A 16253-nucleotide genomic window follows, 5' to 3' on the forward strand; every position below is an offset into this window, starting at 1 on the left:
GGGAGACGTAGCGGCAATGGCGAAACAGAAGATCGGCATGGGGGACGTGCGCGGTTGGCTTGCCGAGGTGATCGGCCCCGATGGGGGGTATCTGCGCCTCGCGATGGTCTATGGTGTGGCGATCAGCCTGCTGTCGCTGGCCACGCCGATTTCGGTGCAGCTGCTGATCAACAGCGTCGCGAAGATCGCGCTGCCCGCGCCGTTGCTGACGCTTTCCGCGCTGCTGTTCGCGCTGCTGCTGCTGGTGGTGGTGCTGAGCGCCCTGCGCGTGCACATCATGGCGCTGTTCGAGCGGAGGATCTTCGCCCGCACGGTGGCGGAAATCACCATCCGCGCCGTGCACGCCCGCAACCCGTTCTTCGCCGATGCGCGCCGCAGCGATCTGTTCAACCGCTACTTTGACCTGATGCTGGTGCAGAAGAGCGTCCCCAGTCTGGTGATCGGCGCCTTCACCATCCTGCTGCAGTCGGTGGTCGGCCTGGTGGTGACCAGTTTCTACCACCCCTTCTTCCTGGCCTTCAACGTCGTCCTGATCGCGCTGGTGCTGCTGATCTGGCAGCTCTGGTCGCCGGGCGCGATCCGTTCGGCCGTGGCGCTGAGCCATGCGAAGCACGAGGCTGCCCGCTGGCTCGAGGGGCTGGGCGGATCCAACGGTTTCTACAAGTCGAGCCGGCACCTCGATTTCGCGATGGACGGATCGGAGACGATGACGGCGGCCTATGTCGACGCGCACCGCCGCCACTTCCGCTTCACCTTCGTCCAGACCTGCGCCTTCCTGCTGCTCTACGCCACCGCCAGCGCGGCGTTGCTGGCGCTGGGCGGCTGGCTGATCCTGCAGAACCAGCTTTCGATCGGCCAGCTCGTCGCCGCGGAGCTGATCCTGTCCGGCGTCTTCTACGGCCTGGGCCAGCTCGGCACCTATCTGGAGGCCTATTACGACATGATCGCCGCGGCCGAGGAGGTATCGCTGCTCTATGCGATCCCGCACGACACCCCCCAGCGCAGCTCCCAGGGCCCCAGCAGCGGGGAGGTGCGGCTGCGCGGCGTCGAATCGGGCGACGTCCGCTTCGACCTGACGATCGCTGCCGGCCGCCAGCTGGTGGCGGTGGGCGCTCCGACGGTCGATCGCCGCCTGGCGATGCTGCTGAAGCGCAACCTGCAGCCGGATCGCGGGCTGGTGATGGTGGGCGGAGTCGATCTGGAGGCGTTCGACGTCTATCGCCTCCGTTCCGACGTCGTCGTGCTCGATCGTCCGACGATCGTCGAGATCCGCATCCGCGAATATCTGGGCCTTGCCGGCGCCGATATCCCCGCAGGCAAGGTGCTGGACGCGCTGTCGCTGGTTGGGCTGGATTCGCGGATCGCGCAATTGCCGGAAGGGCTTGAGACGACGCTCGCCGCCTCCGGCTGGCCCTTCTCGATCGGCGAGCTGATGGCGCTGAAGCTGGCGAACGCGCTGCTGGCCCGCCCGCAGGTGCTGCTGCTCAGCCCGCTCTACGATCTGATGCCGCCCGAACGGTTGAGCGCGGCGCTGGAGGCGCTGCGCGAGGCTGGCACCACCGTGCTGCTGTTCACCGGGCGCCCGGACGCGATCTGCCGCGACGGGTATCTGTGGCTCGGCCACACCCAGCAGGTCCAGTTCGAAACGCTGGAACAACTCAGCGCGGCGCTGCGCGACCAGGAGGAACGCAATGCCCTTCAGGCCTGATCATATTACCCATTTCCCGACGCTGGCGCGGATGCGGCCGCCGCGCATCTCGCGGGTGATTGCCTGGATGATCATGTTCACCGTCGGCGTCGGCGCGGCGGTGATGATCGCGGTACCCTGGGTGCAGACCGCGCCCGGCCAGGGCCAGGTGATCGCGCTGGATCCCCAGGATCGTGCGCAGTCGGTGACGGCGTTCGTGCCGGGCCGGGTGGACCGCTGGTTCGTCACCGACGGGCAGTTGGTGAAGAAGGGCGATCCGATCGCCAAGATTTCGGACAATGATCCCGAGCTGCTGGCGCGCCTGACCAACGAGCGGGACCAGGTGCTGGCCGAGATCGCCTCGGTGGAAAATGCGCGCAGCGTCGCTTCGATCGACGTCAATCGTGCGCGCCAGATGTTCCAGGAAGGCTTGGCCGCCCGGCGCGAATATGAACAGGCGCAGATCCGCGTCGCCGATCAAAGCGCAAAGCTGGCGGATTCGCGGGCCAAGCTGAACCGCATCCAGGTATCGCTGAGCCGCCAGGCCGAGCAGATCGTGCGCGCACCGCGCGATGGCCGCATCCAGAGCCTGAACGCTGCCGCCAGCGCGACGCTGGTGAGCGCGGGGACCGAACTTGCCACGCTGACGCCGGAGGGCAATACCGAGCGCGTCGTCGAACTGATGATCGACGGTCGCGACATCGCGCTGGTGCGTCCCGGCCGCCGTGTGCGGCTGGAATTCGAAGGCTGGCCGGCGATCCAGATCAGCGGCTGGCCCACCGCGGCCTGGGGGCTGTTCGACGGGCGCGTGCGCTCGATCGACCCTGCCGCCATGCCCACGGGCCTGTTCCGCGTCCTGATCGAGCCGATGCCCGGCACCAGGGCGTGGCCGAGCGACCGCTTCGTGCGGCTGGGCGCGAAGACGCGCGGCTGGGTGCAGGGTGAAACGGTTGCGGTCGGCTATGAACTATGGCGCCAGCTGAACGACTTCCCGCTCGAATTCGGCACCGCCGTGAAGAGCGAGGACAAGGGCATGGACGTGTACAAGAAGAAGAGCAAATGATGCTTCGGCTGCTCTCCCTCTGCGCCGTGGCGGTCACGCTTCCGCTATCGGCCGCGGCGCAATCCACGCGTACGTCACCGGCACCGGCACCGGCACCGGCAACGGCTGCCGCGCAGGCACCGCTCACGTTGGACGATGTTCTTCGTTCGTCCGCCCGCAACGCCCCCCAGATCATCGAGGCGCTGGCCAAGCAGCGCCAGGCGGAGGGCAAGGCGCTGAGCGCCGAAGGGGCGTTCGACATCGTCTTCGACGTGGACGCGCAGACGCGGGCGCTCGGCTATTATGACGGCACCGTCGTCGACGCGAAGGTGAGCCGTGCGCTCGATAACAATGGCGGCGGCCTGTACGCCGGCTATCGCGTGTCGCGTGGGCGGTTCCCCATCTATGAGGACAAGGCGTACACCAATCAGCTGGGTGAGCTTAAGGTCGGCGCGATCTTCTCGCTGCTGCGCGATCGGGTCACCGACGAGCGTCGCACCAAGCTGCGGCTGGCGGACCAGGACGTGGACGTTGCCCGGCTGGAGCGCGAGATGGTGGCGATCGGCGTGCAGCGCCGGGCGATGAGCGCCTATCAGGCCTGGGCCGTGGCCGGTCTTCGCCTGAAGGCCTATCGCGATCTCCTGGCGCTCTCCGAGCGGCGTCGCGCGCAGCTGGCCCGGCAGGTGCAGCTGGGCGCGCGGCCGCAGATCCTGATTACCGAAAACGACCAGAACCTGGCGCGCCGCCGCTCGCTGGTGGCGCAGGCCGAACAGAAGCTGGCCGAAACCGCCAACGCGCTGTCCTTCTTCTGGCGCGATGAGAACGGCATGCCGATCGTCCCTGCCACGGATCGATTGCCCGCGACGCTGCCGGAACTGCCCGGTGTCGCGCCGCGGGCTGGGCCGATCCTGCGCCCGGACCTGAAGACCGTGCTGGTGCGGATCGATCAGTCGCTAGCGCGGCTCCAACTGGCCGAAAACGACCTGAAGCCCCGGCTGGATGCCAGGGCAGAGCTGGCGAAAGACGTCGGCGCGCTGGGGCCCGGCGGCGCCTCGCGGACGCCGGCGGAGGCGATCGTGGGCGTGCGTTTCACGGTGCCGCTCGAGCGCCGCGCCGCGCGCGGCCGGATCGTGGAAAGCCGCGCCGAAATCGATGCGCTGCGTACGCGGCAGCGCATGCTGGAGGAGCAGATCGCCATCGAAGTGAAGGGGATCACGATCGGCATCGAAGGCGCCGATCGCGTGGCGGATCTCGCCGCGCAGGAAGCGGAGCTGGCCGGCAAGATGGCGACGGCCGAACAGCGCCGGTTCGACATGGGCGCCAGCGACTTCTTCCTGATCAACCAGCGCGAGGAAAGCGCCACCGATGCACGGCTGCGCGCGCTGGATGCCCGCTATCAGGCGCTGGTCGCCCGGGCCGATCTGGCGGCGGCGACGGCCGATCGCGGGGTGCTGGGGCTGTAATTCAGGCAGCGGGGCCGGGCCCCAGGGAGCTTCCCGACAGCGGACTTGCGGCAAGCTGGGCAGGGCGGTAACCCCACCTATCTTATCCTCTTGAGTTTGCACATGTCCCCAGCGCAGCGCGGCCGTCGTCCTTCCTTGCCTCTCTACGCGGGCCTCGGGCTGCTGCTGGTTGTGCCCTTCGCTGCCGATATGGTGCTGCCGCTCGGCACGGCGACCTGGGCGGGCTATCTGCTGCCGACGGTGATCGCCTATGTGGCGGGGAGGCCCGTGGTGCCGCTGGTGATCGCCGCGATCGCCACGCTGCTCAGCTTCGCGGGTTTCACCCTCGCGCCGCCGGGCGTCGATCCGCAGGTTGTGCTGGTCAATCGGATCCTGGGCGCGTCGATCACCTGGATGTTGGCCGGGATCGGCTTCGCCTTTGTGCGCAACCGGCTGGCGATCCGCCGCGAGGAATGGCTGCAGACGGGGCAGGTGGGGCTGGCGAAGGCGGTGGCGGGCGAGCTGCCGCTCGACCAGTTGGCGACGCAGGCGCTGCGCGCGCTGGCCGAATATAGCGGAGCCCAGGCGGGCGCGCTGTTCGTGCGCGATCCCAGCGGCGAAGGATTCCGGCGCCAGGCGACCTATGCCGTGCCGGCCGATGCGGCGGTGCCCGAATGGATCAAGCCCGGTGACGGGCTGCTCGGCCAGGCGATTGCCGACCGTCGCCGGTTCGTGGTCGATCCCGTGCCGGAGGGGTATCTCTATTATGGTTCGGGCCTGGGCCAGGCGCAGCCGCGCACGTTGCTGATCGGCACCACCGAAGCGGACGGGGAAGTGAACGCCGTGCTCGAGCTCGGCTTTCCCAACGCGGTCGATCCCCAGGTGGAGGCGCTGCTCGATCGTATCGGTCCGCAACTGGGCGTGTCGATCCGCTCCGGCAAATATCGCGCCCGGCTGCGCGCGCTGCTGGAGGAGACGCAGCGCCAGGCCGAAGAGCTGCAGGTGCAGAGCGAGGAGCTGCGCGCCAACAACGATGAGCTCGAAACCCAAAGCCGCAGCCTGCAGGACACGGCAGCGCGGCTGGAAGCCCAGCAGAGCGCGCTGGAGCAGACCAATGCCGAGCTGGAGGCGCAGACTCGCCAGCTGGAGCTGCAGCGCGACGAATTGGCGCGCGCCCAGGCATCGCTGGAGCATCAGGCTGCCGATCTCGAGCAGGCCAGCCGCTACAAATCCGAATTCCTCGCCAATATGAGCCATGAGCTGCGTACGCCGCTCAACTCGCTGCTGATCATGGCACGGCTGCTCGCTGAGAACCGGGCAGGCAATCTCAGCCCCGAACAGGTGCGCCATGCCGAGACGATCGAAACGTCCGGAAACGACCTGCTCACGCTGATCAACGACATTCTCGACATTTCGAAGATCGAGGCGGGCAAGCTGGAACTGCAGCCGCGGCGCATCCGGGTCGCGCCGGTGCTGGACAAGCTGAAGGCGGTATTCGCGCCTTCGGCGGGGGCGAAGGGCCTGGCGCTGCGGATCGAATCGGGGGCGGATGCGCCTGCCGATATCGAGACCGATCCGCAGCGGCTGGAGCAGGTGCTGAAGAACTTCCTGTCGAACGCGATCAAGTTCACCGCGAAGGGTGAAGTGTCGCTCGCCGTCATGCGGCGGCCGGACGGGCGGATCGCCTTCACCGTGCGGGATACGGGGGTCGGCATCCCGGCGGAGCAGCAGCAGGTGATCTTCGAGGCATTCCGCCAGGCGGATGGCACCGTCAGCCGCAAATATGGCGGCACGGGCCTCGGCCTGTCGATTTCGCGCGAACTGGCCCGGCTGCTCGGCGGCGACGTGGCGGTGGAAAGTGCGCCGGGCGAGGGGAGTGTCTTTTCGCTCGTGCTGCCGGAATCCTATGATCCCGCATTGGTGCAGGGAGCCGCGCCCACGCCGCCGCCCCCATCGCCCAAGCCGCAACCGTCAAACCCCAAACCTGCCCGTCGCCGTGACTCCCCGCCCACCGAAGACGATCGCGAGCAGCTGTCCGGTGACAGCCGGGTGATCTTGATCGTGGAAGACGATCCGGTGTTCGCACGGATCCTGTGCGACATCGCGCATGATCTGGGCTTCCAGTGCCTGATAGCGGGGACGGCCGATGAAGGCGCGCTGATGGCGCGGCAATATGCGCCCAACGCTGTCATCCTCGACATGAACCTGCCCGATCACACCGGGCTCTCGGTGCTCGATCGGATCAAGCGCGACGTGCGGACGCGGCACATCCCGGTGCATGTCGTCTCGGTCGACGATGACAGCCGGGCGGCGCTGTCCAGCGGGGCGGTCGGCTATTTGTTCAAGCCGGTGCGGCGCGAACAGCTGGTCGAGATGCTGGAGGGACTCGAAGCCCGGATGTCGCAGCGGATGCGGCGCGTGCTGGTGGTGGAAGACGATGCGCAGCAGGCCGAAAGCGTCAAGCAGCTGCTCGCCTCGCGTGAAGTCGAGACGATCGAGGCGCATTCGGCGGCCGAATGCGTCGCGCGGCTGGGGCAGGACACGTTCGACTGCATGGTGCTGGACCTTAACCTGCCCGATGCCAGCGGGCTGGATCTGCTGGACCGGCTGAGTCACGACGACAGCGTCGGCTTCCCGCCGGTGATCGTCTATACGGGTCGCGATCTGAGCGCCGACGAGGAACTGCGGCTGCGCAAATACTCCAAGTCGATCATCGTCAAGGGCGCCAAGTCGCCCGAGCGGCTGCTCGACGAAGTGACGCTGTTCCTCCACCAGGTCGTCTCGGAGCTCCCGGAACCGCAGCAGCAGCTGATCGCAAAGTCGCTTGGGCGTGATTCCGCGCTGGAGGGCCGATCGATTCTCGTCGTCGAAGACGATATTCGGAACGTTTACGCCCTCACCAGCATTTTCGAGCCCCATGGAGTCAAGGTTCGCATCGCTCGGAACGGTCGAGAGGCGCTGCAGGCGCTCGACGAATCGGCGCGCAAGCTGGCCGACCCTGTCGATCTGGTGCTGATGGACGTGATGATGCCCGAAATGGACGGACTCACCGCCACGCGGGAGATCCGCAAGCAGCCTTGGGGGAAGACGCTGCCGATCATCGCCCTGACGGCGAAGGCGATGGCGCGCGACCAGCAGGATTGCCTGGACGCCGGCGCCAACGACTATCTCGCCAAGCCGCTCGACATCGACAAGCTGCTGAGCCTTGCCCGCGTATGGATGCCGCGTTGATCGAGGAACCGATCCTGCCGCACGAGGAGATTGAACTGGAGCTGCTGCTGGAAGCGGTATGGCGGCAGTATCAATATGACTTTCGCGGCTATTCGCGCAGCTCGCTGTTTCGCCGGCTGGAGCGTGCCTGCCAGCGCTTCGGCTGCGAGGGACTGTCGCAGCTCCAGCACAAGCTGCTTCGTGAACCGGCGGTTTTCGGGGAGCTGATGGGCTTTCTCACCATCCAGGTAAGTGAGATGTTTCGCGATCCCGACTATTTCCGCGCGCTGCGCGAAGCGGTGGTGCCGCATCTGCGTACCTGGCCGTCGTTGAAGGTTTGGATTGCCGGCTGCGCGAACGGCGAGGAGTTCTATTCGCTGGCGATCCTGTTCCGCGAGGAGGGGCTGGAGGATCGGACGATCTTCTACTGCACCGATATCAGCCCGGCAGCGCTGGCCAAGGCCGAAGCCGGCATCTTCGATCTGGACCGCATCCCCCAGTTCACGGAAAACCACCGCCGGTCGGGCGGACGCGGCTCGCTTTCCGACTATTATACGGCCGCCTATGGTGCGGCGGTGTTCGACAAGAGCCTCCGCGCGCGCACCGTTTTCGCCGAGCATAGCCTGGCGACCGACCAGGTCTTTGCCGAGGTGCAGCTGGTTTCGAGCCGCAACGTGCTGATCTATTTCGACCGCGCCCTGCAGGATCGCGCGCTGGGGCTGTTCGGGGCATCGCTGGTGCGGGGCGGCTTTCTCGGGCTGGGCTCGCGTGAGACGCTGCGCTTTTCGGAGCATGCGGACGCCTTCACCGACTTCAACCGCGCGGAGAAGATCTATCGCCGCAACACCAGCGACCTGAAGGTGCTGGCCGATGCGTGAGCTGGTGAAGGTCCTTGCGGTCGATGACGTTTCCGAAAACCTAATCGCCCTCAAAGCACTATTACAACAACAAGGCCTGGAACTGCTGACCGCCAAATCGGGCATGGAAGCGCTCGAGTTGCTGCTGGTGCACGATATCGCGCTGGCGCTGCTCGACGTGCAAATGCCCGGCATGGACGGCTTCGAACTGGCCGAGCTGATGCGGGGTACCGAGCGGACGCGCCGCGTGCCAATTATCTTCCTGACCGCCGTCGCCACCGACGAGCGGCGGCGTTTCCGCGGCTATGAGACGGGCGCCGTCGATTATCTGCTGAAGCCGGTTGATCCGCAGATCGTGCGGAACAAGGTGGAAATTTTTGTCGAGCTGGCGCGCCAGCGGCAGGAAATCGCGCTGCAGCGCGATCGCCATGCCGGGGCGCTCGCGCGGCTGAAGGCTCATCGCGACAACTCCCCCCTCGCCATCGTCGAGTTTGATGCGGAACAGCGCGTAATTGCCTGGTCTGCCGGCGCCGAGCGGATGTTCGGCTGGCGGGCGGCCGAAGTGCTTGGCCTACGCCTTTCCGAGATCGAATGGCTCGACCTGGAACATGCCGCCGGCTTTCGCGCGATGATCGACGGAATGATCGCAGGCGACACTACCCGCGACAAGGCGGTAGTGCGGATGCGCACGGCTGAGGGGGTGACGCTCGACTGCGAATGTTATGGGTCGGCGCTGCTGGGGCCGGACCATCGGCTGCTCTCCGTCAACACCCAGATTCTCAATATCACGGACCGGGTGCGCGCCGAGGAGACGCAGCGGTTGCTGATCGGCGAACTGAACCACCGGGTAAAGAACACGCTGGCATCGGTGCAGGCTATCGCCACGCAGACGCTGCGGCATTCATCGGGCCCTTCGGAATTCGCGCCGACCTTCATTGGTCGCATCCACGCATTGGCGCGCGCTCATTCGCTGCTCAGCAGCACCACTTGGCAGGGTGCGAGCCTGCAGGAACTGGTGGTGGGCCAGGTGCAGACCGGCACCGTCGACGAAGGCCGCTTCGCTACCCAGGGCGCTGATTTGGACCTCGCGCCCGAGCCGGCGCTGCACCTGGCGTTGGTCCTGCATGAGCTAGTGACCAATGCGCATAAATATGGCGCTCTGTCGGTGCCGGAAGGGCGGGTCTCGCTGGAATGGCAGGTGCGCGACGCGATGCTGGAGCTGGACTGGCGCGAGAGCGGAGGGCCTGCTGCCCCGCCGCCGACGCGCCGCGGCTTCGGCACCGCGTTGATCGAGCGGAGTCTGAAGGCGGAGGGGGGCAGCGCGGTGCCGTCGTTCGGCGACGAGGGGGTGCGCTGGCTTCTCAAAATTCCCTATGCTAGCGCAGTTCGTCTGCAGGCCGAGGCGCACCCGCGTCGCGCGGTTGTCACGCCCACCGCACTGGCGCAAGCCATTGCGGCGATCGAAGGCAAGTGCCTGCTGATCGTCGAGGACGAACCGCTGGTTGCGCTTGAGCTTTCGACCATTCTTTCCGAAGCGGGCGGCAAGGTTATCGGCATAGCCGCCACCGCTAACGAAGCCATGGAGGCCATCCGTTCGACTGAGGCGATCGACGCTGTTTTGCTGGACGGCAACCTGCAAGGCGCGCTCGTCGACGAGGTCGCGGCAATGCTGGGCACGCGGTCGATCCCATTCCTGTTCGTCAGCGGATATGGCCGGGATCACCTGCCGGTCGGTGCCGGGGACGTGCCGGTCGTAGAAAAGCCGTTCGACGTTCGCGCGATCTGCACGGCGCTGGCAGGTCTGTTCGATACTGCGCAGGTGACTGCACAAGGCTGAACAGCAGCTCAGGCCGATCCGCGGACAATGAGTTCGGGCTGCATGGCGACGGATCCCACCGTCGCCCCGCTGATTCGAGCGAGCAGCAGTTCCACCATTAGGTCCGCCCCATAGGCTACGTCCTGCCGCACGGTGGTGAGCGGCGGCGAGGTGTGCGCGGCGAGGACGATATCGTCATACCCCACCACCGCCACGTCCGCCGGAATACGCAGCCCCAGATCGGATAAAGCCCGCATCGCGCTCATCGCGACAACGTCCGACGCGGCGAAGATGCCGTCAGGCGCGGGATGCGACTCCAGATAGTCGCGCATTTCGCGATAGGCGTCTTCCACCGTCAGATGCAGCGGCAGGATCGTTTCGGTGACATCGCCCGCCTCCTCCAGAACGGTGTGGAAGCCCCGATAGCGATCCGCGAATTCGGGCACGTCGGGAGAGCCGAGGAAGGCGAGGCGACGGCACCCTCGTTTCAGAAGGTGGCGGGCGACGAGTTCGCCGCCGGTTAAATTGTCCGTACCCACCGTAACCTGTTGCGAGCCCAAGCGCGCGGCCCCCCAGACCACCATCTGCGGATAGCGTTCGGCCGCGCGCTCGATTGCCTCGATCTCGTTCGACTGGCCGATCAGGATGATACCGTCCACCCGGCCGGCGGCGATAATGTCTTCCAGCCAGTCGGGCCCTTCCGGAACGACGCGCGACAACAGAAGATCATAGCTGCGCTTCGCCAGCGCATCGGCCAGTCCTCCAAGCAACCCCATGAAAAAGGGATCGGAAAGCGTCTGATCTCGCTCATGCCCAAGCGGCACGACGACCCCGATGGCGCCGGTGCGCTGCTTGCGAAGCGCACTTGCAGTCTGGTTAAGGCGGAATCCAAGCTCCTTGGCCAAATATAGTATTCGTTCTCGCGTGGCTTTCGCGACGCGCGGGTGATTAGATAGTGCACGGGAAGCGGTAGAAACCGATACGCCCGCTATTTTGGCAAGTTCGACAAGTCCCACCGGCTTCAATTGCGTTGCCCCCGCCTGAACATCCGTTGTCAACGGTGACAGTAGCGGTTTTCGGAAGATTGGAAACCCTTAACTGGGCCCAAAACGTTTGCTACAGCAGCGGTGGCTCCGAAAGTCCGTCCGCACCGGTTTCGATGCGGCCCGCCAGACGGCGGCGAAAGCAGGGTCGGGCGGGGTCGGCCAAGACGACATCGTACCAGCCGGCGCTGGCGGCGAGCGAGAAGCGCTTGCCCCCGCCGGGCCAGCTGCCGCCCGGAAACAAATCGGCATGGCGCGGCCATTCCAGCGTCCAGCCGCGAGGCGCGGTCACGGCGAGCTGCGGACGCAGCGCGCGCCGGGTCTGACGCCAAGTCGCCAACCCAAGGGAATCGCTGTCGCGCCCCACGAAGTGCCGGTGGAACCCGTTGGGTCCGTACAGCCACAGATCATAGGCGCCTTCGGCATCAAGCGCCCATTCGGCCTCCAATGCGCTACCTGCTACCAACGTGTAGCGGCGTGGAGGTCGATCGAGGTGGAGGCGGTCATAGACATGGAGCACCGCCGCAGCGCCTGCGCAGTGCATCTGCAGCCGGATGTGGCCGGCCTCGCCAGGCACATCCTGCACGTCGAGCGCATAGGGCAGCGCGCGCGAAAGGCGCACGCCCGGTTCCTGCCGGGGCAGGCCTGCGGAAGCAGGTGGCGCGGTCGGCTCCGGCTGGCCTTGCAGCGCCGCCGCGCGGCGGGCCGCCGGGCGCGGGTCGGGCAGCATCGGTAGGGCGGCTGTGGCGTTGGACTTGCGGAAGTCGAACGCGCTGGTCAGATCTCCGCATACCGCGCGACGCCAAGGGGAGATGTTCGGTTCGTACACGCCGAAACGTGCTTCGAGGAAGCGCAGGACCGAGCTATGGTCGAACAGCTGCGAATTGACCCAGCCGCCGCGGCTCCAGGGCGAGATGACATAGCAGGGCACACGTGGGCCCAGCCCATAGGCGCGGCCGATCAGCTCCGGCCGTTCCGATCCGGCATCTGCCGCGCTGGGCAGAAGATGATACTCGCCGCCGCAATCCACGAGCGAGGTGCCTGCAAAGCCGTTCGGCGCCTGCGGATCGCGGGACGGGGGGGCGGGGGGCGGCACATGGTCGAAAAAGCCGTCATTCTCATCGAACATCACGAGGAGCACGGTACGCGCCCAGACGGCTGGATCGGCGGTGAGCGCATCAATAACCGTGGCGGTATAGGCTGCACCTTGCGCCGGGCTCGACGGGCCAGGATGCTCACTGCCGGCGGCATCGGCGATAATCCAGGAAACCTGCGGCAGGCGACCGGCGACCACGTCCGCACGCAGGCGATCGAGTCCATGGGTGGTCAGTGCGCGCTGCCGCAATGGCGATTGCGGTGCCGCCTCGCGATAGGCGGCGAATCCGACAAGGGGGTTGTCGGTGAAATTATCCGCCATGTTCTGATAGATTCGCCAGTCGATCCCGGCTGCCTGCAGCCGCTCCGGATAGGTTGTCCAGCGATAGGGTTCCGGCCACCCCCCCTTTTCGGCCAACTCGTCATGCGAGTTGCCGATGGCGGGGCCGCCCTTTGCTCCGGCCGGATCGTTCGTGCCCGTCCACAGAAACAGGCGGTTGGTGTTAGTGCCGGTGTGCACCGAACAATGATAGGCGTCGCAAAGGGTGAAGGCTTCGGCGAGGGCGAACTGGAACGCCAGATCGTCTCGAGCATAGTGGCCCAAGGCGCGCTCCGTCTTCGCCGCCGCCCAGTGCGCCATGCGTCCTTCGTCCCAGGCAGCCTGTGCGTCGGGCCAGCTGTGCGGCGTACCGGCTACGCGCATCAGATCGAACTGCGCCGCGGTGGAAAGGTGGAATGGCGACACCCGCCGGCCATCGCCGGTGCGCTGCACCCAGACGGCATCGCCGCCGGGAAGGGGGATGGGCAGGGGATCACCGAAACCGCGCACCCCCTTCAGCGTGCCGAAATAGTGATCGAAGCTGCGATTTTCCTGCATCAGGATCACCACATGCGCGACATCGGCGATCGTACCGGTGCGTACGTCTGGAGCGATAGCGGCGGCACGGGCGACGCTGGAAAGCGCGGTGGCGGCGCTTGCCTCAACCCCCGTCTTCAGAAATCGCCTGCGCGTCGTTCCGTTCGTCATCCTGCTCTCTACCCGTGGCTGCGCGACAGCGGACTGCGCCGGTTAGGCGACAGCGCGATGACAGGTTGATTGACCGATAATCGGCGCGAAGCTAATTAAAGTTATACAAGATAGCTAATTTGGAGGGTGCTCAATGCGCGGGAACCAATCTGGCGCACGATGCGCGATGCTGCTGGGCAGTGCCGCCGCCACGATGATGGCAGGCAACGCCCTCGCGTCGGGGCGTATGCACAAGCCTGCGGCTGCGCAGGTGCTAGAGGCGCGCTGCGCGAGGCTTGCTGAAGCGGCGCTACGCGGCGCTCCCGTACAGGGGCTTGCGATCAGTGCCGCCCGTTGGCAGCGGGTCCAGGCCGGCGCAGCATCCCAACCGGCGCACTGCCTGATCGAGGGTCATTTCGGGGGGCATGTGGGGGTGATCGGCGGCCCTTATAGCATTGGCTTCCGAATGCGCCTTCCCGCGCAATGGAACCATCGATTCTTGTTTCAAGGCGGCGGGGGCAGCAACGGTGTAATTGGTGATGCCACAGGACCCAACGGGCCGGGCAACCGATCGGCCCTGGAGCGCGGCTATGCGGTTATCGCGCAGGACAGCGGACATGATAATGGCCGCAACGCCGTAGCCGATCATGGCGGAGTGCTGGCGTTCGGCTTCGATCCGCAAGCGCGGCGCAACTATGGCCACGCCAGCCTGAAGCCAACCAACGATCTGGCCCATCATCTGCTGCGCGCCTTTTACGGGCGCGATAGCGTCAACAGCTTCTTCTGGGGCTGTTCGAAGGGGGGGCAGGAGGGGATGGCGTTCGTGCAGCGCTACCCCGAGGCGTTCGACGGCATCGTCGCCGCTGCACCGGGCTTCGCCCTGCCACGCGCGGCGTTGGCCGAGGCTTGGGACACGCAGGCAATCGCATCAATCCTACGCGCCCGGGGCGAAGCGCCGACGCTCGCCGGTCTGAAGATGGCACTGAGCGCGCCATCGCTGGCGTTGGTGCGCGATGTGGTACTGGCGACCTGTGACGCCGACGACGGCGCGGTGGATGGGATGATCACCGCAATTGGCCGATGCACCGCCGAACGCGTGGTGCCGGCGTTGCGCCAGCGTAGCTGCACCGCCGGCGCAAGTGGGCATTGTCTCGACGAACCGATAATCAATGCCTTGGCACGCATCATGGGCGGTGTACGCACCGCTGCGGGGAAGAATCTGTACGCGCCCTTCCCTTGGGATAGCGGCATCGCCGAGCCCGGCTGGCGCGTGTGGAAGGCGGGGCTGGAGAACGGCCCGCCGGCGCTGAACGTGCTGCTGGGAGCCGGCTCACTCGCGTCCGTGTTCACCACGGCGCCCACGCCTCTGCCCGGAGACCCGGAGAAGATGCTCGCCTGGCAACTTAGCTTCGACTTTGAGCGGGACGCGGAGAGGATCAACGCCATCGCCGCGCCGTTCACAACGTCGGCGTGGCAGGACGTGGGGATGCAGGACACCGATCTTTCTCGGTTCCGCGCGCGGGGTGGCAAGCTGATCGTGCCGCACGGGATGAGCGATCCGGTATTTTCCGCTTATGACACCATCCAGTGGTGGAATGCCGTCGATCGTCGAATGGGCGGGCAGGCGGCGCGCTTCGTTCGGGTCTTTCCGGTGCCGGGAATGAACCATTGCGCCGGCGGCCCCGCGACTGACCGCTTCGACAGCTTGGCCGCGCTAGAGCGCTGGGTGATCGAAAACAAGGCGCCCGACAGCATCGCCGCAACCGCAGGGCCGGAGACCCCCTGGCCGGGGCGCAAGCGGCCGCTATGTCCCTATCCCAGCGTAGCGCTACCTACTGGCGGTAGCTTCAGCTGCGGAAGGCTGAAAGCTGAGGGGGGGCGGGTTTAGGGGGAGGGGTAAAGATATCGTCAAGCGCCGCTTCGTGCGCGCCGGTTTCGTAGCCGTGTGCGCTGCGCCATCCCGCGTCGAAGCAGGTGGAGGCGTAGCGGCGTCCATCGTCGCACAGCAGCGTGACGATCGACCCCGCCTGGCCCGCCGCCCGCATCTCCCGGATCAACGCCGCGCATGCCCAGATGTTGGTGCCGGTAGAAACGCCGCAGGGCCGGCCGAGGATGCGGCTGATGCGGAGCGCCGCGGCAAGGCTGGCCGCATCGGGCACCGCGATCATCCGATCGATTACGTCGGGCAGGAAGGAGGGTTCCAGCTGCAGACGGCCGATCCCTTCGACGCAGGAAGGAGCGCCCGCGACTTCGGTGACGGCCCGATCCGCATGGTGGCGGTGGAATACCGATGCCTCGGGATCGGCGACGCACAGCTGGGTCGGCAGCCGGCGATAGCGGATATAGCGGCCGATCGTCGCGGAGGTACCGCCGGTGCCCGCACCGCAGACGATATGACGCGGCACGGGATATTCCTCCTGTGCCATCTGATCGAAGATGGATTGGGCGATGTTGTTGTTGCCGCGCCAGTCGGTCGCGCGCTCGGCATAGGTAAACTGGTCCATGAAATGACCGCCGAGCGCCTGCGCCAGACGCTGCGCCTCGCTTCGCACCGAGCGCGGATCATCGACCTGATGGCAGCTGCCCCCATGGAATTCGATCGCGGCAATCTTTTCGGGCGAGGTGCCCCGCGGCAGCACTGCCACGAAGGGCAGCCCGATCATCCGCGCGAAATAGGATTCGGAGACCGCCGTCGATCCGCTGGAGGCTTCGACAATCGTCGTCGTCGGGCCGATCCAGCCATTGCACAGCGCGTACAGGAACAGCGACCGGCCGAGGCGATGCTTGAGGCTGCCGGTGGGATGGCTTGACTCATCTTTCAAATACAACGTGATGCCCGGCGCGCCCGGCAGCTCGACACGCACCAGATGGGTGTCGGCCGAACGAGTGAATTCCGCATCGATCATGCGGACGGCCTGGTCGACCCAAGCGCGATCGGTTTCAGCGGCAGCGGCGCGAGCGTTGTGATCTAGCATCGCAGGCGCCATAGCGAGGCGGGGACCCGTTCGTCGACTCCGGTCGAACCGGGCAGGCGCGTTTCCGCGCAGACGGCGAC

General features: G+C 66.4%; 10 protein-coding genes. 7 read left to right on the forward strand and 3 right to left on the reverse strand.

Features of this window, described 5'->3' with window-relative positions; genetic code table 11:
* Positions 1-16 precede the first annotated feature (16 nt).
* From B215_RS0113815 to B215_RS0113840, 6 genes are all read left to right on the forward strand, one after another.
* Complete coding sequence (locus B215_RS0113815; RefSeq protein ID WP_019370237.1) at positions 17-1708, forward strand: ABC transporter ATP-binding protein; 1692 nt, start codon at positions 17-19, stop codon at positions 1706-1708.
* Complete coding sequence (locus B215_RS0113820) at positions 1692-2750, forward strand: HlyD family secretion protein (RefSeq protein ID WP_026009253.1); 1059 nt, start codon at positions 1692-1694, stop codon at positions 2748-2750. Before B215_RS0113815 ends, B215_RS0113820 begins: the two co-directional genes overlap by 17 nt.
* Positions 2747-4192 (forward strand): TolC family protein, encoded by a 1446-nt coding sequence (locus B215_RS0113825; protein WP_019370239.1) that lies wholly within the window; start codon positions 2747-2749, stop codon positions 4190-4192. The genes B215_RS0113820 and B215_RS0113825 overlap by 4 nt, the downstream gene beginning before the upstream one ends.
* Positions 4193-4294: 102 nt before the next feature.
* Positions 4295-7402: a response regulator gene (locus B215_RS0113830; protein WP_026009254.1), complete on the forward strand. Its 3108-nt coding sequence runs from the start codon at positions 4295-4297 to the stop codon at positions 7400-7402.
* On the forward strand, positions 7387-8259 hold the full coding sequence (locus B215_RS0113835; protein ID WP_019370241.1) for a CheR family methyltransferase: 873 nt from the start codon (positions 7387-7389) through the stop codon (positions 8257-8259). Before B215_RS0113830 ends, B215_RS0113835 begins: the two co-directional genes overlap by 16 nt.
* Positions 8252-10075, forward strand: a complete 1824-nt coding sequence (locus tag B215_RS0113840; protein ID WP_019370242.1) for a response regulator — start codon at positions 8252-8254, stop codon at positions 10073-10075. Before B215_RS0113835 ends, B215_RS0113840 begins: the two co-directional genes overlap by 8 nt.
* A gap of 8 nt (positions 10076-10083) precedes the next feature.
* Here B215_RS0113840 and B215_RS0113845 read toward each other — a convergent pair whose 3' ends face one another.
* Positions 10084-11070, reverse strand: coding sequence for a LacI family DNA-binding transcriptional regulator (locus tag B215_RS0113845; protein ID WP_026009255.1), 987 nt, complete (start codon positions 11068-11070; stop codon positions 10084-10086).
* A gap of 100 nt (positions 11071-11170) precedes the next feature.
* Positions 11171-13219, reverse strand: a complete 2049-nt coding sequence (locus tag B215_RS0113850; protein ID WP_019370244.1) for a phosphocholine-specific phospholipase C — start codon at positions 13217-13219, stop codon at positions 11171-11173.
* 133 nt (positions 13220-13352) lie between these two features.
* Between B215_RS0113850 and B215_RS0113855 the strand changes: the two genes are divergently transcribed.
* Positions 13353-15086 (forward strand): tannase/feruloyl esterase family alpha/beta hydrolase, encoded by a 1734-nt coding sequence (locus B215_RS0113855; protein WP_236704434.1) that lies wholly within the window; start codon positions 13353-13355, stop codon positions 15084-15086.
* On the opposite strand, the gene B215_RS0113860 is transcribed toward B215_RS0113855, so the two are convergent.
* A complete protein-coding gene (locus B215_RS0113860; protein WP_201785385.1) occupies positions 15046-16173 on the reverse strand; it encodes a PLP-dependent cysteine synthase family protein in 1128 nt (375 codons plus the stop codon). The genes B215_RS0113855 and B215_RS0113860 overlap by 41 nt on opposite strands.
* Positions 16174-16253 lie beyond the last annotated feature (80 nt).

Origin of the sequence: Sphingomonas sp. ATCC 31555, from assembly GCF_000282895.1 — a bacterium.
Lineage (GTDB): Bacteria > Pseudomonadota > Alphaproteobacteria > Sphingomonadales > Sphingomonadaceae > Sphingomonas.